The following is a 22,536-nucleotide window of genomic DNA, read 5'->3' as shown; positions in this document are numbered from 1 at the left end:
CAAAGTGTTGGGCATTCTTTTTTAGTTTCGTAATAATTCTCATCGAAATTAAATTTAAGAAAGTCGATGAAAACCTTGATATTAAAGGGTTGTTCGTGTATTATAGAAAGAGTGCTTGGAAGAAAACGGGTCGAAAAGCCCGGCAAATCAAGGTTTCTAAGTGCTAGGCAGTGAAGTGAAAGGTTGCGACACACCCGGCCGCTTTGCCACGGATGTGGCGGTAATTTTCACTGAGCCAGTCATATTTTCAAAATTGACGAAGGAGGGAAAACAATGGCAAACCAAAAAATTCGGATTCGTTTAAAGGCTTACGAACACCGCGTATTAGATGAATCAGCAACTAAGATTGTTGAAACCGCTAAGCGGACTGGTGCTCAAATTTCAGGCCCAATTCCGTTACCAACTGAACGGACTTTATACACGGTGATTCGGTCACCACATAAGTTCAAGAAGTCACGGGAACAATTCGAAATCCGGACTCACAAGCGTTTGATCGACATCGTTGATCCAACGCCAAAGACAGTTGACTCATTAATGAAGCTTGACTTGCCAAGTGGTGTCGATATCGAAATTAAACTATAATTTGAATCTTTGATTCAAAATAAAAAATCATTAAATTGGAGGTGTACTCATGACCAAAGGAATCTTAGGTAAAAAGGTCGGCATGACTCAAGTCTTCACTGACAACGGCGAATTGGTTCCAGTTACTGTAGTTGAAGTAACGCCAAACGTCGTAATGCAAATCAAGACTGTCGAAAATGATGGTTACGAAGCCGTTCAACTTGGTTTTGCAGATAAGCGTGAAGTGTTGAGTAACAAGGCCGAACAAGGTCATGCTACAAAAGCAAATACGACTCCTAAGCGCTTCATCGCAGAAATCCGCGACGCAGAATTAGGAGACGACATTAAAGTTGGAGACGAAATCAAAGCGGATCTCTTCACAGAAGGTGAAACTGTTGATGTAACAGGAATCACTAAGGGTCATGGTTACCAAGGTAACATTCATAAAGACGGACAACGTCGTGGACCAATGGCTCACGGTTCTCGTTACCACCGTCGCCCAGGTTCACTTGGAGCAATTATCAACCATGTCTTCAAAGGTAAGAAATTACCTGGTCGGATGGGTAATAATACACGGACAGTCCAACATTTACGGATCGTTCGGGTTGATACTGAAAACAATGTTCTCTTAATTAAGGGAAATGTTCCAGGTGCTAACAAGTCATTCGTGACGATTAAGAACTCTGTAAAGGCTAACACTAAGAAGAGCCTTAGCAAACAAAAAAACAAATAATTAGGAAGGAGGAAGTTTTAAATGACTAGCGTTGCATTATACAACCAAGACGGAAGCCAAAACGGTACCGTTGAATTAAACGACAGTGTATTTGCTGTTGAAGTTAACGAAAGTGCTGAATTTGAAGCAATTTTACGTCAACGTGCATCAATGCGTCAGGGCACCCATGCCGTAAAGAATCGTTCCGCGGTTCGTGGTGGTGGTAAGAAGCCATGGCGTCAAAAGGGAACTGGTCGGGCTCGTCAAGGATCAATCCGGGCACCACAATTCCGTGGTGGTGGTATTGTATTCGGACCAACTCCTCGTTCATACAACTACGCACTTCCCCGTAAGGTTCGTCAATTAGCTATTAAGTCAGCTTTGACACAAAAGGTTAATGCTGAAAACTTTGTAGTTGTTGATTCAATTAATTTTGACGCTCCAAAGACTAAGGAATTTGCTGGTGTTATGAACAACTTAAAAGTTACTGAAAAGACTTTAGTTGTTGTGACTGACGACGATAAGAATGCCCAACTTTCCGGTCGGAATTTACCTAACTTAACGGTGGTTACTCCTGCTGGTGTTAACATCTTAAATGTTGTTGACGCACAAAAGATTGTGGTTACGAAGTCAGCTCTTTCTCAAGTAGAGGAGGTGCTCGCATAATGGAAGCTCGCGATATTATTTTACGTCCAGTCATTACTGAAGCATCAACTTCAATGATGGACAACAAGCGTTACACATTCGATGTTGATTTACGTGCTACTAAGACTAACGTTAAAAATGCTGTTGAAGAAATCTTCGGTGTTAAAGTTGTCAAGGTTAACATTATGAATGTTAAAGGAAAGCAAAAGCGCCAAGGACGTTATGTTGGTTACACAAAGCGTCGTCGTAAAGCTATTGTTACGCTTTCTGCAGACTCAAATGAAATCAAGTTATTCGGTGACGATAACGAATAAAATCTAAAGGATAGGAGGATAAAAACGTGGGAATTCGCAAATACAAAGGAACCACTAATGGACGCCGTAATATGAACGGATATGACTTCGCTGAAATTACGAAGACTACTCCTGAAAAGACATTATTGGCGCCATTAAAGCACAAGGCTGGTCGTAATAACTCTGGCCGGATGACTGTTCGCCACCGTGGTGGTGGGACAAAGCGTCAATACCGGATTATCGACTTTAAGCGGATTAAGGATGATGTACCTGCAACTGTTAAAGCAATTGAATATGATCCAAATCGGACTGCTAACATTGCCTTATTAGTTTACGCTGATGGTCAAAAGTCATACATCCTAGCACCAAAGGGCTTGAAGGTTGGCATGACAGTTCAATCTGGCCCAGAAGCTGATATCAAGGTTGGGAATGCATTGCCATTAAAGAACATTCCAGTTGGTACTGTTATTCATAACATTGAATTGAAGCCAGGAAAGGGTGGCCAATTAACTCGTTCCGCTGGTACTTCAGCTCAATTACTTGGTAAGGAAGAAAAGTATGTCTTAGTTCGTCTATCATCTGGTGAAGTTCGGATGATTTTAGCAACTTGCCGGGCTACGGTTGGTGCAATCGGAAATGACGAACATGGTCTAATTAAGATTGGTAAGGCTGGTCGTAAGCGTTACACTGGGCAACGGCCACATGTTCGTGGTTCTGTTATGAACCCTAATGATCACCCACATGGTGGTGGGGAAGGTAAGGCTCCAGTTGGTTTACCGTCACCACTTTCACCTTGGGGTAAGAAGACTGTTGGTAAGAAGACCCGTTCACACAAGGCTCGTTCAAACAAATTTATTGTTCGTGGTCGTAAGCGTGGTCCACATACTCGTTAAAAAATTAAAAAGTAATACCCGAGAGGAGGTACACAGATGGGTCGTAGTTTAAAAAAGGGACCTTTCGCTGATGCTTCACTATTAAAGAAGGTTGAAGCTCAAGCCGATAACGAAAAGAAGACTGTCATTAAGACTTGGTCACGTCGTTCAACCATCTTCCCTAGCTTTATTGGTTACACTTTTGCTGTTTATGATGGTCGTAAGCACGTACCAGTTTATGTTCAAGAAGATATGGTAGGCCACAAATTAGGAGAATTCGTACCAACACGGACTTTCCGCGGTCACGCCGGCGACGACAAGAAGACTGGTAAGAAGTAAGGAGGAATTAAGAAATGGCTGAAAACGTTACTTCAGCTAAGGCAACTGCCAAGATGGTACGTGTATCATCATGGAAGGTTCGATTAGTATTAGATACTATTCGGAACAAGACTGTTGCTGAAGCATTTGCTATTCTGAAGTTCACTCCTAATGGTGCTGCTTCAGACGTTGAAAAAGTATTAAAATCTGCTGTTGCAAACGCTGAAAACAACTTTGATTTAGATCAAGCTTCATTGGTTGTAAGTGAATGTTACGCTAACGAAGGACCAACGCTAAAGCGTTTCCGTCCTCGGGCAAAGGGTTCTGCTTCACCAATTAACAAGCGGACTAGTCATATTACAGTGGTTGTAACTGAAAAGTAGGAGGGACGAATAGTGGGTCAAAAAGTTAATCCAACTGGTTTCCGTGTTGGTGTCATTCGTGACTGGACTGCTAAGTGGTACGCTGATAAGGACTACGCTGCATACTTAAACGAAGACCTTCGGATCCGTGAATACATTGAAAAGCGACTTGCTGATGCATCTGTCTCAACTGTTGAAATTGAACGGGCTGCAAACCGCGTGAACGTTTCAATTCACACTGCCAAACCAGGAATGGTAATTGGTAAGGGTGGTTCAGAAGTTGAAGCACTTCGTAAAGAATTAAACGCGCTTACTGGCAAGCGTGTCCACATTAATGTTGTGGAAATTAAGAAGCCTGATTTAGAAGCTCACCTTGTTGGTGAAAGTGTTGCTCAACAACTTGAAAATCGGGTTGCCTTTCGTCGGGCAATGCGGGGAGCAATGCAACGTGCTATGCGTGCTGGTGCTAAGGGTATCAAGATCCAAGTTGCTGGTCGTTTGAACGGTGCTGATATGTCACGGGTTGAATCATACTCTGACGGAACTGTTCCATTGCATACATTACGTGCTGACATTGATTACTCATGGGATGAAGCCCACACGACTTATGGGGTTTTGGGTATCAAGACCTGGATCTACCGTGGAGAAGTATTGCCAGCTAAGAAAAACAAAGCATAAGGAGGGAAGGAAAACATGCTAGTACCAAAGCGAGTAAAACACCGTAAGGTTCAACGTGGTCACATGCGTGGTGAAGCCAAGGGTGGCAAGACAGTTAACTTTGGTGAATTCGGTTTACAAGCCTTAGATTCACACTGGATTAGCAACCGCCAAATCGAAGCCGCACGTATTGCGATGACTCGTCATATGAAGCGTGGTGGTAAGGTTTGGATCAAGATCTTCCCTCACCACTCGTACACAAGCAAAGGTGTTGGTGTCCGGATGGGTAATGGTAAAGGTGCTCCAGAAGGTTGGGTTGCACCAGTTAAGCGTGGCAAGGTAATGTTTGAAGTTGCAGGTGTTCCTGAAGAAGTTGCACGTGAAGCTTTGCGTCTTGCCGGTAACAAGTTGCCAGTTCGCACTAAGATTTTACAACGGGAAGTAGGTGGAGAATCTAATGAAGACTAAAGATTACGTACAAGAACTAAATGGATTAACCACTGATCAATTGCAAAACCGGGAAAAGGAACTGAAGGAACAATTGTTTAACTTACGTTTCCAATTAGCAACCGGGCAATTGGAAAACACTGCAAGCCTGAAGACTGTTCGGAAGGACATTGCACGGGTTAAGACTGTTCTTCGCCAACAAGAATTAAACAAGTAACGAATACGAAAAGGAGGATTACGCATGAGTGACGAACGTAATGCACGCAAGGTGTACCAAGGTCGTGTTGTTTCTGACAAGATGGACAAGACGATCACGGTTGTGATTGATACTTACAAGAGTGCACCGATCTACGGAAAGCGTGTTAAGTACTCAAAGAAGTTCTACGCACACGATGAAAACAACGAAGCACATATTGGCGACACTGTTCAAATCATGGAAACGCGGCCTTTATCAGCTAAGAAGCGCTTCCGTTTAGTTAAAGTCGTTGAAAAGGCTATCGTGCTTTAATTTAAATCTAAAATTCGTATTCTAATTCTTACATATTGATGGAAGGAGGACACTAACCGTGATTCAACAAGAAAGTCGGTTAAAAGTCGCAGATAACTCTGGTGCCCGTGAACTTTTAGTAATTAAGATCCTGGGTGGCTCCCGTGTTAAGACTGGTAATATTGGTGACGTTATTGTTGCTACTGTTAAACAAGCAACACCAGGTGGCGTTGTCAAAAAAGGTGACGTTGTTAAGGCTGTTGTCGTACGGACTAAGCATGGTTTACACCGTGCTGACGGTTCATACATTAAGTTTGACGAAAACGCTGCCGTTTTGATTAACAACGATAAGAGTCCTAAGGGTACTCGGATTTTCGGACCAATCGCCCGTGAATTACGTGATGATGATTACATGAAGATCATCTCACTTGCCCCAGAAGTTCTATAAAATACCGATAATAAGGAGGTGCACACATGTTCTTAAAAACAGGTGACAAAGTTCGCGTTATTGCCGGTAAGGACAAGGGTCAAGAAGGTACTGTTAAGAAGACTCTTGCAAGTGAAAACCGGGTTATCGTCGAAGGTGTTAATGTTGTCAAGAAACACCAAAAGCCTAGCAATGTAAATCCTAATGGTGGGATTATCGACCAAGAAGCTCCAATTAATGCTTCAAACGTTATGCTTCTTGATCCTTCAACTAACGAACCAACTCGTGTTGGCTACCAAGTAGTTGATGGTAAGAAAGTCCGGGTGGCTAAGAAGTCCGGTCAACAAATTGATTAATTTTAGGGAAAGGAGGAATTATAACTAATGGAAAACCGTTTAAAAGCTATGTACGAAAGCGAAGTTCGCCCATCATTAATTGAAAAGTTTAACTACTCTTCAGTGATGGCCGCACCTAAGATTGAAAAAGTTGTTTTAAACATGGGTGTTGGTGATGCAACTACCAACTCAAAGAACCTTGATGAAGCCGTTGAAGAATTAGGTTTGATTTCTGGTCAAAAGCCTTTAATTACTAAGGCTAAGAAGTCAATCGCTGGTTTCCGTCTTCGTGAAGGAATGGCAATTGGTGCGAAAGTTACTCTTCGTGGTGATCGGATGTACGATTTCTTAGATAAATTGATCAACGTTTCATTACCACGGGTTCGTGATTTCCACGGGGTTAGCAACAAGGCCTTTGATGGTCGTGGTAACTACACTCTTGGAATTCGTGAACAATTGATTTTCCCTGAAATTGATTATGATAATGTTAAGCGGGTTCGTGGTTTAGATGTTGTAATTGTTACAACGGCTAATTCAGATGAAGAATCACATAAATTGTTGGCACAATTAGGTATGCCATTCGCTAAGTAATAGGAGGTTCCACAATTGGCTAAAAAATCATTAATTGCTAAAAACAAGCGTCCGGCCAAGTTCTCAACCCAAGCTTACACGCGTTGTGAACGTTGTGGTCGTCCGCACTCAGTTTACCGTAAGTTCCACCTTTGCCGGCTTTGTTTACGTGACTTGGCCCACAAGGGACAAATTCCTGGTATGAAGAAGGCTAGTTGGTAAACTAAATCCACGACAAGGAGGAAATACATAGATGTCTATGAGCGATCCAATTGCAGATTTTCTTACACGGATTCGTAACGCCAACATGGCCCACCACGAATCAGTAGAAGCACCTGCATCAAAGATGAAGAAGGACATTGCTGAAATCTTAAAAAATGAAGGTTTCATTCGCGATGTTGAATATGTAGAAGACAACAAGCAAGGCATCATCCGCGTATTCTTGAAGTACGGTAAGGATGGCGAACGTGTAATTACTGGCCTTAAGCGGATTTCAAAGCCTGGTCTTCGTTCATACGTAAAAGCTGACGCTGTGCCAAAGGTCTTAAACGGTTTGGGTATTGCTATTGTTTCAACTTCTAACGGGGTTGTAACTGATAAGGTAGCCCGGGCTCAAAAGGTCGGTGGCGAAGTGATTGCTTACGTTTGGTAAAATATAATACGAAGGAGGTGTACGCATGAGTCGTATTGGTTACAAAGAAATCGATTTACCAGAAGGTGTTGAAATTTCTCAAGACGGCAATGTTGTAACGGTTAAGGGACCAAAAGGAACTTTAACTCGTGAAATTTCTCCATTAATCACGATGAAGATTGATGGAAATGTGGTTACTTTCACTCGTGATAGTGACGTTAACACTGTTCGGGCCCTACATGGTGCTACCCGTGCGAATGTCGCTAACATGGTTGAAGGGGTTACTAAGGGCTTCAAGAAGACGATGAAGTTGGTTGGTGTTGGTTACCGGGCCCAATTTAAGGGAACAACTTTGACTCTAACAGTTGGTTACTCAAACCCTGTTGAAATGGAAAAACCAGAAGATCTTGAAGTTGCTGTTCCAGATAACACGACCATTGAAATTAGTGGTATTAACAAGGAACATGTTGGTGACTTCGCTGCTGAAGTTCGTGCCGTACGTTCACCTGAACCATACAAGGGTAAGGGTATTCGTTACGAAAATGAACACATTATCCGCAAGGAAGGTAAGACTGGTAAGTAATTTTTAATTCTTACGAGTTAAATTTATTGAAGAAAGATTATTTTAAGAGGTGACAGTTGTGATTTCTAAACCAGATAAGAACAAGATCCGTCAACGGCGCCATAAGCGTGTCCGTGGTAAGATCTCTGGTACTGCCGAGCGCCCACGTTTAAGTGTTTACCGTTCAAACAAGAACATTTACGCTCAAGTGATTGATGACGTAAAGGGTGTAACGCTCGCAAGTGCCTCAACACATGATAGTGAAGTTAGTGGAAACACTAAGACTGAACAAGCTGCTAGCGTTGGTGCTTTAGTTGCTAAGCGTGCGGCTGAGAAGAACATTAGCGTGGTTGTTTTCGATCGTGGTGGTTACCTTTACCATGGTCGGGTGCAAGCCTTAGCTGAAGCTGCTCGTGAAAACGGACTGCAATTCTAATTGAAAGGAGAATTTCCAGTAATGGCATCAACACAATCATATATCGACCCAGCTAAATTGGATTTAGAAGATCAAGTTGTTTCAATTAACCGGATTACTAAGGTTGTTAAGGGTGGTCGTCGTTTACGGTTTGCTGCACTTGTTGTAGTCGGAGACCACAATGGTCACGTTGGGTTTGGGACTGGTAAGGCCCAAGAAGTTCCTGAAGCAATTCGGAAGGCTTCAGCAGCTGCCCAAAAGAACTTGATTAGTGTCCCAATGGTTGGCACGACAATTCCTCACGAAGTCATTGGGACATTCGGTGGAGGAAAGATTATGCTTAAGCCTTCTGCTGAAGGTACTGGGGTTACTGCCGGAGGTGCGGTTCGTAACGTCATGGAACTTGCTGGGGTTGCTGATGTGACTTCCAAGCGTCTTGGTTCCAACACACCAATTAATGTTGTGCGTGCTACATTTGAAGGACTTAAGGCATTGAAGAGTGCTGAAGAAGTATCACAATTACGTGGTGTTTCAGTTGACCATTTGGCAAAATAGGAGGACATAATTATGGCTAAAGTTAAAGTTACTTTAATCCACAGCGTTGCCCACCGCCAACCAACTCAACGGAAGACGATTCAGGCTTTAGGTCTAGGTAAGATTAACAGTTCCAATATCTTGCCAGATAACGCTGCAACCCGGGGAGCAATTTTCAAGGTTGCTCACTTAGTTTCAGTAGAAGAAGTTAAGTAATAAAATATTAGAATAAGGAGGTGCCAACCTAATGAAATTAAACGAATTAAAGCCTTCAGAAGGTTCACGTTTCAAGCGTTTACGTAAGGGGCGTGGTTTATCATCTGGTCATGGTTTCACTTCGGGACGTGGTACTAAGGGTCAAAAGGCTCATGGTAAGACTCGTCTTGGATTTGAAGGGGGCCAAATGCCTCTTTACCGGCAAAAGCCAAAGCGTGGATTTACTAGCATGAGTCACAAGGACTATGCATTAGTTTCTTTAACGACTTTAAATCAATTCGAAGATGGGGCTGAAGTTACCCCAGAAGTATTGGTTGCTAATGGTGTGATCAAGAATGTTAAGAGTGGTGTCAAAGTTTTAGCAAACGGTAAATTAGAAAAGAAGTTAACGGTTAAAGCTAACAAGTTCTCTGATTCTGCTGTTAAAGCGATTGAAGCTGCTGGTGGTCAAGCCGAGGTGATCTAATGTTTTCAACCGTCAAAGATGCATTTAAGGTTAAAGAAATTCGCGGTAAGATTTTCTTTACTTTATTTGTATTGTTTGTTTACCGGTTGGGATCATATATCACTGTTCCAGGCGTCAATGCTGGTGCATTGCAATCCCTTGCTAATTCTGGATTAGCATCAATTTTAAATACCTTTAGTGGTGGGGGACTTTCAAATTATTCCCTGTTTGCCATGGGGGTATCACCTTACATTACGGCCCAAATCGTGGTGCAATTACTCCAAATGGATATTGTCCCTAAATTTGTGGAATGGAGTAAGCAAGGTGAGGTTGGTCGTCGAAAATTGAATCAAGCCACGCGTTGGTTAACCATTGTTCTTGGTTTTATTCAATCAATCGGAATTACGGCCGGTTTTAGTGCGTTAAGCTCAATTAAGTTAGTTGAAACTCCGGGAGTTACTTCATACATTACCATCGGCCTGATTTTAACGGCTGGGACCATGTTTGCGACCTGGCTTGGTGATATGATTACTGAGCGTGGGTTAGGTAACGGAGTTTCTATGATCATTTTCGCGGGTATTTTAGCTCAAATTCCCGGTGGGATTGTTCAATTATGGAACGATCAAATCGCAGGTGAATCTGGTTCCGCTCTTTGGGAAGGAATTGGATTTGTTGCTGTTGTTGTGATTGCATTATTGATTATTGTTCAATTTGTGACTTGGGTTCAACAAGCTGAACGGCGGTTACGAATTCAATATACGCGTCGCACAACCACTGCTCCTGCTAACAGTTATCTTCCTTTAAAGATAAATGTTTCAGGAGTGATTCCAGTTATCTTTGCTGGAGCATTTATTTCTACTCCTCAAACGATTCTAGTGGCATTTCAGCAGGCACATTCTGGGGATACTTGGTATCAAATTTTAACCAGTATTTTTAACCTTTCGTCTGGGCCTGGAATTACCTTATACACTGTTTTGATTGTTGCATTTACATTTTTCTACGCCTTTGTGCAAGTTAACCCGGAAAAATTAGCTGAGAATTTACAAAAACAAGGCAGTTACATCACTGGTGTTCGGCCAGGACGTGGCACGCAAGATTTTGTTTCAAAGCTTTTGATGCGGTTAAGCACGGTTGGTTCTCTTTTCCTTGGATTAATCTCGTTGATTCCGTTATTGGCCAGCGTGTGGTTTGGTCTAAGTGAATCAATTGGTTTAGGAGGAACGAGTTTACTAATCGTTGTCCAAATTGCCTTAGACGTTGTTCGACAATTAAAAGGGATGACAACTAAACGTGAATACGTTGGTTTCATCCATGAGGATAAATAATGGAGGAAATTCCAATGAGTACTATGAATTTGGTTTTGATGGGGTTACCTGGTGCCGGAAAAGGGACGCAAGCGCAATTAATTGTTCAGGAATTTGATGTTCCTCATATTTCGACGGGTGATATCTTCCGTGCAGCAATTAAGAACGAAACGCCTATGGGTATTCAGGCAAAGCAATTCATCGATAAAGGTGAATTAGTGCCAGATGAAGTAACGAATGGAATCGTTAAGGAACGATTAGCTGAAGCTGATACGGCCAAAGGTTTCATGTTAGATGGTTTTCCTCGTAATTTGGTGCAAGCCGAAAGTTTGAACCAAATGTTAGCTGATTCAGGACGGAAATTAGATGCTGTGATTAACATTCATGTTAATCCTGATATCCTTGTGGAACGGTTAAGTGGTCGTTTCATTTGCCGGAATTGTGGGACAACCTACCATCGTCTGTACAATATGCCTAAGGTTGAAGGTACATGTGATGTTTGTGGTCAACATGATTTTTATCAACGTGATGATGATAAACCTGAAACGGTTAAGAATCGGTTAGATGTTAATATCAAGCTTAATACGCCATTGATTGACTTCTATGAACAACAAGGGGTACTTTATAATATCGATGGTGAACAAGACATCGATAAAGTTTATTCCGATGTCAAAAAAGTTCTAACAAGCCTAACGGACTAGGTGTTGTAAACCTTTTGCGGTTATGTTAAACTATTCAAGGTTTATCTAGTTTTGTGGGGGATCAGTGTGTCTTCCACCGTTTTTACGTTTTTTGTTATAACGTTCAAGGAGGAACTGTCAGTGGCAAAAGCCGATGTTATTGAAGTTGAAGGTAAGGTTACTGAAACTTTACCGAATGCGATGTTTAAAGTTGAATTGGAGAACGGGGTAGAAATTTTGGCCCATGTCTCAGGAAAGATCCGGATGCACTATATCAAGATCTTGCCTGGTGATCGGGTGCGGGTTGAAATGTCTCCTTATGATTTGACTAAAGGTCGAATTACCTTCCGGTTTAAATAAACAGATAGATCAAGCATTAGGAGGATTTTCACGATGAAAGTACGACCATCAGTAAAAAAGATGTGCGATAATTGTAAAATTGTTAAGCGGCGTGGTCGGGTAATGGTAATTTGCCAAAACCCAAAACACAAGCAACGCCAAGGTAAATAATTAATAAAGGAGGTGTCTAAATGGCTCGGATTTCAGGTGTCGATTTACCTCGTGACAAGCGAATCGTAATCGGTTTAACATACATCTACGGAATTGGTAACACGACTGCCCAAAAGATTTGTGCAGCTGCGGGCGTATCAGAAGACGTTCGTGTTCGTGACCTTACTCCTGATCAAGAAGATAAGCTTCGGGTTCAAGTTGACCAATTAAAGGTTGAAGGGGACTTACGTCGGGAAGTTTCAATGAACATCAAGCGGCTCCAAGAAATTGGATCATACCGTGGGATGCGTCACCGTCGTGGATTACCTGTGCGTGGACAACACACTAAGAACAACGCGCGGACTCGTAAGGGTAAAGCTGTTGCGATTGCAGGTAAGAAGAAGTAATCAATTTTTAAAGAAGGAGGTAAATTAGTTTATGGCAACTAAAAAAGGTACACGTAAGCGTCGTGTCAAGAAGAATGTCGAAACTGGTGTTGCACACATTCACTCAACTTTTAACAACACCTTGATTATGATTACTGATGTTCAAGGAAATGCTGTGGCTTGGTCTTCAGCTGGTGTTCTTGGATTTAAGGGTAGTCGGAAGTCAACTCCATTTGCTGCTCAAATGGCTTCAGAAGCTGCGGCTAAGCAAGCAATGGAACATGGGATGAAGACTGTTGAAGCTGAAGTTAAGGGTCCTGGTTCCGGTCGTGAATCAGCAATTCGTGCCCTTCAAGCTGCTGGTCTTGAAGTTACGGCTATTCGTGATGTAACTCCAGTGCCACATAACGGTTCTCGCCCTCCAAAGCGTCGTCGTGTTTAAGATGCACCACGATGTTTTAATCGGGCAGGTGCCTTTACAATTGCGATTCACGTTTTGAAAGGGGTAGCAGAGTAGAATGATCGAATTCGAAAAACCAAACATTCACAAAATCGAAGAAACTGACAACTTCGGTAAGTTTGTCGTTGAACCATTAGAACGTGGTTACGGAACGACATTGGGAAATTCACTTCGTCGAGTGATGTTAGCTTCATTACCGGGTGCGGCAATTACTAGCATTCAAATTGATGGTGTTTTACATGAATTTAGTACGGTTGATGGAGTAACCGAAGATGTTACTCAAATCATTTTGAACCTTAAGAAGGTGGCTTTAAGAATTGATGGCGATGACGCTAAGGATCTTGAAGTCGACGTTAAGGGTCCAGCTGAAGTAACCGCTGCTGATATTCAAGGCGATGGTGACGTTTCTATCTTAAACCCTGACCTTCACTTAGCAACAGTTGCTGACGGTGCAGAATTGCATATTAAGATGACTGCTGACAAGGGTCGTGGATATTCATCAGCTGATGATAACAAGGCTAACATGGATATGAGCGCAATCGGTGTTTTACCAATTGACTCAATTTATACCCCAATTGATCGTGTTAACTATACTGTTGAAAACACTCGGGTTGGGCAAAGCAATGATTACGATAAATTGACTTTGGACGTTTGGACTAATGGTTCTTTAACCCCAACTGACGCTATCAGTTTAGCTGCTAAGATTTTAAATGATCATTTAGCAATGTTTGTTAACTTAACTGAAGAAGCCCAAACTACCCAAGTGATGGTAGAACGTGAAGAAACGCATCAAGAAAAGGTACTTGATAAGACAATCGAAGAACTTGATTTATCAGTACGTTCATACAACTGTTTGAAGCGGGCTGACATCCAAACGGTTAAAGACTTAACGGAACGGACCGAATTAGACATGATGAAAGTTCGGAACCTTGGTCAAAAGTCCTTGGATGAAATCAAGTTGAAGTTAGCTGATCTTGGCGTTGGATTCCGTCAAGAAGACTAATATAAGATAAAAAGATTAAAAGGAGGGAGAACTAATGAGTTACCGTAAATTAGGTCGGACTAGTTCCCAACGGAAAGCTTTATTACGTGATTTAACTACTAGTTTGATTGTTAATGGTTCAATCACAACTACTGAACCTCGGGCTAAGGAAGTTCGTAAGACCATGGATCAAATGATCACTTTAGCTAAGCGTGGTGATTTAGCATCTCATCGGAAAGCGGCTGCTTTTGTACGAAATGTTGTTGCTGATGTTAAAGAGGATGGCGACGACATCAAGGTTCAATCAGCATTACAAAGTCTTTTTGAAGACCTTGCTCCTAAGTATGCTGACCGGAACGGTGGTTACACCCGGATCCTTAAGACGATGCCTCGTCGTGGTGATGGCGCTAAGATGGTTATCTTAGAATTGGTTTAATCACTAATAATTAAATACGTAATAAAGAATCACTATGACTGGTGATATAGAGTGTTACGATGATGAAGAGAAATCTTTTAGTCTAGCTCGAATGTCTACGGACGCATCCCAGTTGTAAGTGATTTTTTTTATCCTCTTTTTTTGGTACAATAGTTTAGATATCAATTTGGAGGTGTCAGATGTCACTTGTTGAAGTCCGTAATTTATCTTTTACCTATCCGGATAATGATGAGCCGGTTTTACATGATCTATCCTTTGAAATTGAAGCAAATGAATGGGTTGCCATTATTGGTCATAATGGGAGTGGAAAATCGACTTTAGCACGCCTGATTGATGGCCTTTTGTCTCCTGACCAGGGGACCATTCGGATTGATCAACTGCCTGTAGACAATGATAATCTTTCTTTAATTCATCAAAAGATTGGCTTTGTTTTTCAGAATCCTGATAACCAGTTTGTTGGTGCAACGGTGGCCGATGATATTGCCTTTGGTTTAGAAAATCGGCAGCTTAGCCGACCTGTCATGCAGGATAAGGTCCAAAGGGTCCTAAAGCGAGTTGATATGGTTGATTTTGCTAATCATCAACCAGAACAACTATCAGGTGGGCAAAAGCAACGGGTTGCTATCGCGGGTATCCTGGCTTTGACACCGCAACTTTTGATTTTAGACGAGGCGACCAGTATGTTAGATCCAGAAGGTCGCGCTGAAATTTTGAACTTAATCGTAGAATTACGCCGAGAAAGTAAGTTATCAGTCCTCTCAATTACCCATGATTTGGAAGAGGCGTTATTAGCTGATCGGGTAATATTAATGGACAAAGGTCAAATTATTAAGGTAGGAACACCGCAAGAAACGGTTATGAATCAACAATTGATGGCCTCCCATCACCTTAAACCGGTTTTCGTTCGGCGCTTACTTGATCGTTTGAATGCTGCTGGCATCTCAGCACCGGCTGATGTCAATACTAGTGAACAATTGGAAATGTGGCTATGGAAGCAATTAGATTCAAAGATTTAACATACATTTATCAAGCAAACTCGGTTATGGCTCAGCCGGCTCTTACTAAGATTACGACGACCTTCAAACAAGGGGCGACAACGGCTATTATTGGGCATACTGGGAGCGGGAAATCGACCTTAATGCAATTAATTGACGGGTTAATTCTTCCCACGGCTGGTTCAATCACACTTGGCGATTTGACAATTACAAATGAAACACCGGTTAAAGAATTAGGCAAACTACGACGATTAGTCGGCTACGTCTTTCAATTTCCAGAAAAACAATTATTCGCGGAGTCAGTCCTTGACGACGTCAAATTTGGTCCTTTAAACCAAGGTTTGTCAGATGAGGAGGCACAAGAACGTGCACAAGCGGCCCTCGAACAACTAAACTTTCCCTTAGAATTGTTGAAACATTCACCATTTGAATTGTCGGGTGGGCAGCAACGGCGGGTGGCCATTGCGGGGGTCTTAGCAATGCATCCTGAGATTTTGATCCTTGATGAACCAACGGTCGGGTTAGACCCCGAAGGACAAGCTGAATTATTAACCTTAGTTCGTGATTTACAAGCTCAAGGTTTAACGATCTTAATCGTGACACACCAAATGGAAATTGTGGCGCAATTAGCTGATGAGGTCATGGTTTTAAATCATGGTCAATTGGCTTTCCAAGGCAGTTCACAGGATTTATTTTTACAACCGGACTTGTTAGCTGATAATCATTTACGGTTACCTAAGGCAATTCAATTAGCCACTAATTTAGGACAACGCGGGATAACCTGGGATGGTCTACCGCTGACAACTGCTCAGTTAGCTGATCAAATAATTCAAATGTGGGGGGATCAAGATGAATAATAAAGTTCTGTTTGGTTCCTATGTTCCCACCAATTCTTGGTTACACCGACTTGATCCACGGGCAAAAATCATTGCTTGTTTTTGGTTTGTGATCTTAGTATTCTTCGCTAAAAATTTTTGGACTTATGCATGGTTAACTTTCATTTTGGGCATTGCCATGGTGATGACCAAAATTTCCTTTAAAATGTATTGGAACGGGATTAAAGTCTTAATCGGTTTAATTACCTTTACGGTTGCAATCCAGATCCTCTTTTCTTCTGGCGGAACTGTTTATTGGCAGTGGGGAATCCTAGCTATTACGAGTGGCGGGTTAAAACAGGCCTTAGTAATCATTATGCGGTTTGTCCTAATTATTAATGCATCGACCGTTTTAACCTTGACGACCGAATCTTTGGAATTAGCGACTGGCTTAGAGATCCTTATGAAACCATTGCAGGCCTTGAAAGTACCTGTTAATCAATTAACCATGATGATGTCGATTGCGTTACGGTTTGTTCCCACTTTAATGAATGAAGTGACGACGATCATGAATGCGCAACGTTCGCGAGGAGTTAATTTTAATGAAGGTAGTTTAATTAAACGAATCAAACAATTAGTACCGATCATGGTCCCTTTGTTAGTGAGTTCTTTTAAACGGGCCGATGAATTAGCCACGGCGATGGAAGCACGGGGATATAATCCAGATCAAGCACGTAGTCAGTATCGAGTCATTGCATGGCAACGGCAAGACACACAGGCAATGGTGGCAATGCTTGTGGTTACCATTGCTTTAGGACTATTACGAATCTGGTTATAGGAGGTACGCTTTGTATCGTTATAAAATTACTTTTGCCTATGATGGAGCCGGCTTTTCTGGTTTTCAAATCCAGCCCCATAAGCGAACGGTAGAACAAACCTTAAAAACGGCCGTGAATAAAATTGCCAAGAACCCTGATCCGCCCTTACATGTTATTGGATCAGGACGCACGGATGCGGGGGTTCACGCCCTAAATCAAGTGGCCCATTTTGACATGCCTTATTTAATCCCGGATGAGTCGATGCGGAAGGCCTTAAATAGTATCTTGCCGTTGGATATTCTAGTAAAAAAGGCCGAGCGGGTGCCAAATGATTTTCATGCGCGTTACGATACCCATAGCAAACGGTATCGGTATCGCGTTGATCAAGGCGAATTTGTCAATCCCTTTAAGCGGCTCTACACGGCACATTATAAATATCCGCTGGATTTGGCGAAAATGCAACGAGCAGCTCAAGACCTGTTAGGTGAACATGATTTTACCAGTTTTGTAGCTTCCGGTAGCCAAGCCCAAAGCAATGTGCGGCGGATTGACGATGTCTTGGTTAAACGTGATGAAATCAATCATGAAGTCATTTTTGAATTTGAGGGGAATGGCTTTTTATATAATCAAGTGCGGATTATGGTGGCCTTATTATTAGAAATTGGGAATGGACAACGTCCAGTTGATGATATTCCGCGGGTTTTAGCAGCGAAAGACCGACAAGCAGCGCGGATGACAGCCCCAGCAACGGGACTATATCTCGTTAGGGTGAATTATGCGGATTCACCAGCAAAAAACATTGACGATTGCTGAAATATCAAGTAAACTACTAATTGGTATTTCTTTTCCATTAATTACTCGGTACACAATTAATTGTAAAAGAAAGACAAATATTGGAGGAACTTAATCGTGAGAACGACATACATGGCAAAACCTGGTGAAGTTGACCGTAAATGGTACATTGTTGATGCTACTGACGTTCCATTGGGACGTTTAGCATCAGTTGTTGCCTCAATCTTACGTGGTAAGAACAAGCCAACCTTTACCCCACACGTTGATACTGGTGACAATGTGATCGTTATCAATGCTGCACAAGTTAAGTTAACTGGTAAGAAGTTAAGTCAAAAGATGTACTACCGTCACTCAAATCACCCAGGTGGTTTGAAGAAGCGGTCAGCTGCTGAATACTTAGCTTTAGCCCCAGAACGGATGGTTGAAAAGACTATCAAGGGGATGCTTCCTCACAACCCACTTGGTCGCAAGACTGGGATGAAGTTGCACGTGTACGCTGATGCAAATCACAAGCACGAAGCACAAAAGCCAGAAGTATTAGATATTACGAACTTAATTTAAGGAGGGGACGAAATTGGCTCAACAAGTACAATATAGCGGTACAGGACGGCGTAAGGATTCATCTGCATGTGTTCGTTTGGTACCAGGTTCTGGTAAGATTACTATGAACGGCCGTGCAATCGAAGATTACATTCCGTTTGCTAACTTACGTGCCATTGTAAACCAACCATTTGCAGCAACGAAGACTGAAGGTCAATACGATGTTTTAGTTAACGTTCGTGGTGGTGGTTTCTCTGGTCAAGCCGGTGCTACTCGTCACGGGATTGCTCGTGCCTTGTTAGCTGTCGATTCAGATTTCCGCGATGTCTTGAAAAAGGCTGGTCTTTTAACTCGGGACCCACGGATGAAGGAACGTCGTAAGCCAGGGCTTAAGAAGGCTCGTAAGGCTGCTCAATTTAGTAAGCGTTAAGATACCGATTATCTTATCCATCAAAAGCACTTGTCATTTTGGCAGGTGTTTTTTGTTTCCCGATTTGCATTCAAAATCGAAAAAATTGAAGTATTGTATGATTTGATTTGAATAATTAAGTTATAATGAGAATCAAAATTATATAAAGTAGGTAAATAATTTACAATGGAAGATCAAGGGATTTTAATTGATGAAATAGAGATAAAAAATTTTCGTTCTATCAGAAGTGCAAAAATTAAGGTGGGATCCTATAATATTTTCGTTGGTTTAAATGATGTAGGAAAATCTAATTTGCTTAAGTCGTTAAATTTATTTTTTAATGGTGAAACTGACTATCATAAGAGATTTAATTTTGAAGAGGATTTTTCTTATCTTTTTCCTAAGAAAAGTCATGGAACTCATGAAATTAAAATTAAAATTTCATTTATTCTCCCACCGTCCTATAGAAATGTGAGAAAAGTATGCTGGGAGAAATCATGGAGAACAAATGGATATTTTGAAGAAAAAATTATTGATGTTAACAAAGGAAAAGATATAACGTATGGATCAAACTCAAGGGTTCCTGGAACTTTAAGGAAGATAAAATTTAGATATGTTCCTGCCGTTAAAAGTAGAGATTACTACCAAGGAATATTATCTGATTTATATGAATCCATTTCTTCTAATGAAGCAATAAAAGGTGATAATGGTTCATTAAACGATTCAATACGAAATTTCTCAAATACTATAAAAGAGTATACCGAGGAGATCAGTAATAATGCATTCGAAAAACTTGGTTTAAAAAAGTGAATTGCAAGCTCCTAAAAATTTAAAGCGATATTTTTAGTATCTCTCAAGTTTATAACTACTTATGATGATAATTCTATAGAAGATAGATCAATGAGTATTGATCTAGAAAAAAGAGGAGATGGAATTCAAGCTAGACACATTCCTTTCATCCTAAAATATATTGCCGATGAAGATCAAAAATCAAGGGTGAAATGGGGGAGCAGGATAACAACAATTTGGGCTTATGAAGAACCGGAAAATGGTTTAGAGTTAAAAAAACAATTTGAAATGGCAAAAGATTTTTTTGATTATTCCTCAAAAATCCAAATGTTCATTAGTTCTCATTCACCTGCTTTTTATCTTTATAGTGAGGACAATCGTAATAAGGTTTTCTATGTTTCGAGAGGAAATGATGAGGCAACACATTATGAAACTGGTCAAACAGATGAGTACATAAAAGAAAATATGGGACTAATGCCTTTGGTTGCGCCATATATAAAAGAGGCAAATGAAAAATTAAATGAGGAAAAAGATAGAATCAACGAAATTATTAACAAAAGTCTCACAGATAAAAATACCATATTTGTAGAAGGAAAATATGATAAAAAATATCTTGAGTTGGCTATTAGAGAATTTTCAAAGGAATTAACAAGTTTACTAGATAATCAGGAATTAGTTATATATACAAAGGATGGAGAAGGTGGTTGTGCTGCAATAGTTGATTTTGTAAAAGCTTGGTATTATGCAAAATATGATTCTAAGATATACACAATATTTGATGATGATGACGAAGGAAGAAAATATTATCAGGAGATTAAAGAATTTTTTAGAGATAAAAAGATTAATAATCGTAGAGGAAAAGTAAATATTAATTTTTGGTCCCTCACTGATGATATGAAACAAATGAGAAAAGATAGAATTCTATTTAACTTAGAAGTAGAACATCTTCTATCCTCAACAATTTGGAGTGATATAAAAGAATACAGTTATTTTGAAGATAAAGATGATAATGAATTATCAGAAATCTTGAAAAATAAATTAAGTAGAGATAAGTCTATTGATAACTTATTAAAAGAGTTAGTTTCTCAAAATCCTCAAATGGAACACATACTTGAATACAATCCTGGCCATTCTAAAAAAGGACAAATTTTTAATCTTGTAAATAATTCAAAGATATCAAAGACAGAGTTATTAGGTAATTTCAAACCTACGATAAAAGAATTAGAAAAACATTTTCTTTAAAAAATTTTGATTTTTCTATCCACCAGAAATAGAGGAGCATATGTCTTCTTTAACGTCGCCCTTTTCGGTATACTTAAAAGGCAATTTTTACCTATGGGAGGATTTATCGATGGTTTCAATTGGTCGTTTTTCGCAAATCAATGCCTTGCTGCAATCTAAGACAGTAGTAGTGTCAGCCTTGCCCTTTATTATTGGTTTTCTGTATGCGGGGGTAACTTATCATCAAATTAATTGGTGGGGGTCATTTTGGTTATTAGTGGCCTGTGTGGCTTTTCATTTTGCTGTAAATGCCCATAACCAGTTATCAGATTACTATCGCTTCCATAAAGATCAACAAATTGAAGGAAGCCACAATAATGTAATTCAACGGTTTCAAATCCCATTGTGGGTGGCCAAATTGACGATTATCAGTCTTGTAATTTTTACGGCGATCATTGGCCTAACCCTGGTTTACCAAACGGGTGTGTTACTTTTAATTATAGGGATCATTAGCTTTCTGGTGGGATATTTCTATTCCGGTGGGCCTTATCCAATTTTAAAGACCCCTTTAGGCGAACCCGTTTCTGGAATCACGATGGGATTCAATATTGTGATTTTAGGGACTTACATTAATGTTGCGACAACAGTACACGTTGATGGGGCCTTTTTAGGCCGTATGTTACTAGTGGCCTTGCCAACGATTTTGGTGATCAGTAATCTTATGTTAGCTAATAATATAAGCGACCTTGTAGAGGATCAACGGATGGGGCGGCATACCTTGATTACTTTTATTGGTCAGGTTAATGGCTGTCGGTTGTGGCGAATTTGTTACTACCTGGCTTATCTGGCTATTGCCGTTGGGATTGGAAGCCATGTTTTACCATTTTCTACGATTGTGGTTTTCTTGACCTTTCCAATCGTAGAAAAGAAGATTAATGAATTTATCCACGATCCTGACAAAGCAACCACTTTTTTAAATAGTATTCAAATTATCTTATTAATCTTAGTTAGTGAGATTATCGGCTTGATGCTAAGCTTGATCTAATTCTTTTGTGAAAGGATAGACAAATTACTTGTAACCGTTTGCGAATTTCGGTAAAATAGTACCCGTAAATGTTAAATAAATCACAAACGGAGGACAAATCATGTCTAAGAAAGTTGCTTTAGTTACGGGAGCTGGTCAAGGGATTGGAAAGGCAATTGCTGAACGATTAGCTAAAGATGGGTTTGCGGTGGCTGTTTTGGCGCGCCATGCTGATAAGCTAAACGAAGTAGTGGCAGAAATCGAAGCTAATGGCGGAGAGGCTTTTGCCGTAACAGCTGACGTTGCGAAGCGGGATGAAGTATTCGCGGCCGTTGACCAAGTGGTTGACCACTATGGTGATTTAAATGTCATGGTTAACAATGCAGGGGTTGCTCCAACAACCCCGATTGATACAGTTACTCCAGATGATCTTGATTATGTCTACGGCATTAACGTTGGTGGAACGATTTGGGGGATCCAAGCTGCTCATGCTGCTTTTAAGAAGCTTGGTCACCCTGGCAAGATCATTAATGCGACTTCCCAAGCCGGGGTCGTTGGTAACCCGAACCTAACCGTTTATTCTAGTTCCAAGTTTGCCATTCGGGGGATTACTCAAGTTGTGGCCCGGGAATTAGCAGAAGAAGGAACCACGGTTAATGCCTTTGCACCTGGGATTGTTAAAACCCCAATGATGTATGACATTGCTCACCAAGTTGGTAAGAATGCTGGAAAGAGTGATGAATGGGGAATGCAAACCTTTGCTAAGGATATTGCCTTAGGTCGACTTTCCGAACCAGAAGAAGTGGCTAGTGCAGTTGCCTTCTTAGCTGGACCAGATTCAGATTACATTACCGGACAAACCCTAGAAGTTGATGGTGGGATGCAATTCCACTAAAAAAGCGAACCG

39 protein-coding genes are annotated in these 22,536 nt (G+C 40.9%); all 39 read left to right on the top strand.

Features of this window, described 5'->3' with window-relative positions; translation table 11 throughout:
• Positions 1-273 precede the first annotated feature (273 nt).
• Complete coding sequence (gene rpsJ, locus PS3_RS02770; RefSeq protein WP_040467957.1) at positions 274-582, top strand: 30S ribosomal protein S10; 309 nt, start codon at positions 274-276, stop codon at positions 580-582.
• Positions 583-631: 49 nt separating this feature from the next.
• On the top strand, positions 632-1,294 hold the full coding sequence (rplC, locus tag PS3_RS02765; protein WP_007121991.1) for a 50S ribosomal protein L3: 663 nt from the start codon (positions 632-634) through the stop codon (positions 1,292-1,294).
• 21 nt (positions 1,295-1,315) lie between these two features.
• Positions 1,316-1,939: a 50S ribosomal protein L4 gene (gene rplD / locus PS3_RS02760; RefSeq protein ID WP_007121990.1), complete on the top strand. Its 624-nt coding sequence runs from the start codon at positions 1,316-1,318 to the stop codon at positions 1,937-1,939.
• A complete protein-coding gene (rplW, locus tag PS3_RS02755) occupies positions 1,939-2,232 on the top strand; it encodes a 50S ribosomal protein L23 (RefSeq protein WP_007121989.1) in 294 nt (97 codons plus the stop codon). The genes rplD and rplW overlap by 1 nt, the downstream gene beginning before the upstream one ends.
• Before the next feature lie 26 nt (positions 2,233-2,258).
• On the top strand, positions 2,259-3,104 hold the full coding sequence (gene rplB, locus PS3_RS02750) for a 50S ribosomal protein L2 (RefSeq protein ID WP_007121988.1): 846 nt from the start codon (positions 2,259-2,261) through the stop codon (positions 3,102-3,104).
• A 36-nt stretch (positions 3,105-3,140) separates the two neighbouring features.
• The gene (rpsS, locus tag PS3_RS02745; RefSeq protein ID WP_007121987.1) at positions 3,141-3,422 is read left to right on the top strand and encodes a 30S ribosomal protein S19; all 282 of its coding nucleotides are present in this window, start codon (positions 3,141-3,143) and stop codon (positions 3,420-3,422) included.
• A 14-nt stretch (positions 3,423-3,436) separates the two neighbouring features.
• Entirely contained in the window at positions 3,437-3,784 is a 348-nt protein-coding gene (gene rplV, locus PS3_RS02740) for a 50S ribosomal protein L22 (protein ID WP_007121986.1), read from the top strand.
• 12 nt (positions 3,785-3,796) lie between these two features.
• Positions 3,797-4,441 carry a 30S ribosomal protein S3 gene (gene rpsC, locus PS3_RS02735; protein WP_007121985.1) on the top strand — a complete coding sequence of 215 codons (645 nt, stop codon included), beginning with the start codon at positions 3,797-3,799 and terminating at the stop codon, positions 4,439-4,441.
• Between the two features lie 15 nt (positions 4,442-4,456).
• Positions 4,457-4,888: a 50S ribosomal protein L16 gene (gene rplP, locus PS3_RS02730; RefSeq protein ID WP_007121984.1), complete on the top strand. Its 432-nt coding sequence runs from the start codon at positions 4,457-4,459 to the stop codon at positions 4,886-4,888.
• A complete protein-coding gene (gene rpmC / locus PS3_RS02725; protein WP_007121983.1) occupies positions 4,878-5,084 on the top strand; it encodes a 50S ribosomal protein L29 in 207 nt (68 codons plus the stop codon). Before rplP ends, rpmC begins: the two co-directional genes overlap by 11 nt.
• Positions 5,085-5,108: 24 nt before the next feature.
• Positions 5,109-5,375, top strand: a complete 267-nt coding sequence (gene rpsQ, locus PS3_RS02720; RefSeq protein WP_007121982.1) for a 30S ribosomal protein S17 — start codon at positions 5,109-5,111, stop codon at positions 5,373-5,375.
• A 58-nt stretch (positions 5,376-5,433) separates the two neighbouring features.
• A complete protein-coding gene (gene rplN, locus PS3_RS02715) occupies positions 5,434-5,802 on the top strand; it encodes a 50S ribosomal protein L14 (protein ID WP_007121981.1) in 369 nt (122 codons plus the stop codon).
• A 26-nt stretch (positions 5,803-5,828) separates the two neighbouring features.
• Positions 5,829-6,137: a 50S ribosomal protein L24 gene (rplX, locus tag PS3_RS02710; protein WP_007121980.1), complete on the top strand. Its 309-nt coding sequence runs from the start codon at positions 5,829-5,831 to the stop codon at positions 6,135-6,137.
• Between the two features lie 27 nt (positions 6,138-6,164).
• The gene (rplE, locus tag PS3_RS02705) at positions 6,165-6,707 is read left to right on the top strand and encodes a 50S ribosomal protein L5 (RefSeq protein ID WP_007121979.1); all 543 of its coding nucleotides are present in this window, start codon (positions 6,165-6,167) and stop codon (positions 6,705-6,707) included.
• A gap of 15 nt (positions 6,708-6,722) precedes the next feature.
• Positions 6,723-6,908, top strand: a complete 186-nt coding sequence (locus tag PS3_RS02700; protein WP_040467956.1) for a type Z 30S ribosomal protein S14 — start codon at positions 6,723-6,725, stop codon at positions 6,906-6,908.
• Between the two features lie 31 nt (positions 6,909-6,939).
• Positions 6,940-7,338 carry a 30S ribosomal protein S8 gene (rpsH, locus tag PS3_RS02695; RefSeq protein WP_007121978.1) on the top strand — a complete coding sequence of 133 codons (399 nt, stop codon included), beginning with the start codon at positions 6,940-6,942 and terminating at the stop codon, positions 7,336-7,338.
• 25 nt (positions 7,339-7,363) lie between these two features.
• Entirely contained in the window at positions 7,364-7,900 is a 537-nt protein-coding gene (gene rplF, locus PS3_RS02690) for a 50S ribosomal protein L6 (RefSeq protein WP_007121977.1), read from the top strand.
• A 49-nt stretch (positions 7,901-7,949) separates the two neighbouring features.
• Positions 7,950-8,315 carry a 50S ribosomal protein L18 gene (rplR, locus tag PS3_RS02685; protein ID WP_007121976.1) on the top strand — a complete coding sequence of 122 codons (366 nt, stop codon included), beginning with the start codon at positions 7,950-7,952 and terminating at the stop codon, positions 8,313-8,315.
• 21 nt (positions 8,316-8,336) lie between these two features.
• Positions 8,337-8,849, top strand: coding sequence for a 30S ribosomal protein S5 (gene rpsE / locus PS3_RS02680; protein WP_007121975.1), 513 nt, complete (start codon positions 8,337-8,339; stop codon positions 8,847-8,849).
• Positions 8,850-8,861: 12 nt separating this feature from the next.
• Positions 8,862-9,044 (top strand): 50S ribosomal protein L30, encoded by a 183-nt coding sequence (rpmD, locus tag PS3_RS02675; protein WP_040467955.1) that lies wholly within the window; start codon positions 8,862-8,864, stop codon positions 9,042-9,044.
• Between the two features lie 31 nt (positions 9,045-9,075).
• A complete protein-coding gene (rplO, locus tag PS3_RS02670; protein WP_007121974.1) occupies positions 9,076-9,510 on the top strand; it encodes a 50S ribosomal protein L15 in 435 nt (144 codons plus the stop codon).
• Complete coding sequence (gene secY / locus PS3_RS02665) at positions 9,510-10,814, top strand: preprotein translocase subunit SecY (protein ID WP_007121973.1); 1,305 nt, start codon at positions 9,510-9,512, stop codon at positions 10,812-10,814. Before rplO ends, secY begins: the two co-directional genes overlap by 1 nt.
• Before the next feature lie 23 nt (positions 10,815-10,837).
• Positions 10,838-11,494 carry an adenylate kinase gene (locus PS3_RS02660; RefSeq protein WP_176662244.1) on the top strand — a complete coding sequence of 219 codons (657 nt, stop codon included), beginning with the start codon at positions 10,838-10,840 and terminating at the stop codon, positions 11,492-11,494.
• 120 nt (positions 11,495-11,614) lie between these two features.
• Entirely contained in the window at positions 11,615-11,833 is a 219-nt protein-coding gene (gene infA / locus PS3_RS02655) for a translation initiation factor IF-1 (RefSeq protein WP_003681606.1), read from the top strand.
• Between the two features lie 33 nt (positions 11,834-11,866).
• Positions 11,867-11,983: a 50S ribosomal protein L36 gene (rpmJ, locus tag PS3_RS02650; protein ID WP_040467954.1), complete on the top strand. Its 117-nt coding sequence runs from the start codon at positions 11,867-11,869 to the stop codon at positions 11,981-11,983.
• A gap of 20 nt (positions 11,984-12,003) precedes the next feature.
• On the top strand, positions 12,004-12,369 hold the full coding sequence (gene rpsM / locus PS3_RS02645; protein ID WP_007121971.1) for a 30S ribosomal protein S13: 366 nt from the start codon (positions 12,004-12,006) through the stop codon (positions 12,367-12,369).
• A gap of 31 nt (positions 12,370-12,400) precedes the next feature.
• The gene (rpsK, locus tag PS3_RS02640) at positions 12,401-12,790 is read left to right on the top strand and encodes a 30S ribosomal protein S11 (RefSeq protein ID WP_007121970.1); all 390 of its coding nucleotides are present in this window, start codon (positions 12,401-12,403) and stop codon (positions 12,788-12,790) included.
• A 76-nt stretch (positions 12,791-12,866) separates the two neighbouring features.
• Entirely contained in the window at positions 12,867-13,811 is a 945-nt protein-coding gene (locus PS3_RS02635) for a DNA-directed RNA polymerase subunit alpha (protein ID WP_007121969.1), read from the top strand.
• Between the two features lie 34 nt (positions 13,812-13,845).
• On the top strand, positions 13,846-14,226 hold the full coding sequence (gene rplQ, locus PS3_RS02630) for a 50S ribosomal protein L17 (RefSeq protein ID WP_007121968.1): 381 nt from the start codon (positions 13,846-13,848) through the stop codon (positions 14,224-14,226).
• 179 nt (positions 14,227-14,405) lie between these two features.
• Positions 14,406-15,242 carry an energy-coupling factor transporter ATPase gene (locus tag PS3_RS02625; protein WP_007121967.1) on the top strand — a complete coding sequence of 279 codons (837 nt, stop codon included), beginning with the start codon at positions 14,406-14,408 and terminating at the stop codon, positions 15,240-15,242.
• Positions 15,215-16,078: an energy-coupling factor transporter ATPase gene (locus PS3_RS02620; RefSeq protein ID WP_007121966.1), complete on the top strand. Its 864-nt coding sequence runs from the start codon at positions 15,215-15,217 to the stop codon at positions 16,076-16,078. Before PS3_RS02625 ends, PS3_RS02620 begins: the two co-directional genes overlap by 28 nt.
• Positions 16,071-16,874, top strand: a complete 804-nt coding sequence (locus PS3_RS02615; protein WP_007121965.1) for an energy-coupling factor transporter transmembrane component T family protein — start codon at positions 16,071-16,073, stop codon at positions 16,872-16,874. The genes PS3_RS02620 and PS3_RS02615 overlap by 8 nt, the downstream gene beginning before the upstream one ends.
• Before the next feature lie 10 nt (positions 16,875-16,884).
• On the top strand, positions 16,885-17,667 hold the full coding sequence (truA, locus tag PS3_RS02610; protein WP_007121964.1) for a tRNA pseudouridine(38-40) synthase TruA: 783 nt from the start codon (positions 16,885-16,887) through the stop codon (positions 17,665-17,667).
• 96 nt (positions 17,668-17,763) lie between these two features.
• The gene (rplM, locus tag PS3_RS02605; protein WP_007121963.1) at positions 17,764-18,207 is read left to right on the top strand and encodes a 50S ribosomal protein L13; all 444 of its coding nucleotides are present in this window, start codon (positions 17,764-17,766) and stop codon (positions 18,205-18,207) included.
• 13 nt (positions 18,208-18,220) lie between these two features.
• Positions 18,221-18,616, top strand: a complete 396-nt coding sequence (rpsI, locus tag PS3_RS02600) for a 30S ribosomal protein S9 (RefSeq protein ID WP_007121962.1) — start codon at positions 18,221-18,223, stop codon at positions 18,614-18,616.
• A 165-nt stretch (positions 18,617-18,781) separates the two neighbouring features.
• Positions 18,782-19,405: an AAA family ATPase gene (locus PS3_RS02595; protein WP_040467953.1), complete on the top strand. Its 624-nt coding sequence runs from the start codon at positions 18,782-18,784 to the stop codon at positions 19,403-19,405.
• A gap of 90 nt (positions 19,406-19,495) precedes the next feature.
• Positions 19,496-20,626, top strand: coding sequence for an OLD family protein (locus tag PS3_RS02590; RefSeq protein WP_040467952.1), 1,131 nt, complete (start codon positions 19,496-19,498; stop codon positions 20,624-20,626).
• Between the two features lie 109 nt (positions 20,627-20,735).
• Positions 20,736-21,650, top strand: coding sequence for a prenyltransferase (locus PS3_RS02585; protein WP_040467951.1), 915 nt, complete (start codon positions 20,736-20,738; stop codon positions 21,648-21,650).
• 100 nt (positions 21,651-21,750) lie between these two features.
• Entirely contained in the window at positions 21,751-22,524 is a 774-nt protein-coding gene (locus PS3_RS02580) for a (S)-acetoin forming diacetyl reductase (protein ID WP_007121960.1), read from the top strand.
• The last annotated feature ends 12 nt before the right edge of the window (positions 22,525-22,536 follow it).

Origin of the sequence: Limosilactobacillus gastricus PS3, from assembly GCF_000247775.1 — a bacterium.
In the GTDB taxonomy this organism is placed as follows: domain Bacteria; phylum Bacillota; class Bacilli; order Lactobacillales; family Lactobacillaceae; genus Limosilactobacillus; species Limosilactobacillus gastricus_A.
This window is presented reverse-complemented; position numbering and strand designations above follow the sequence as displayed.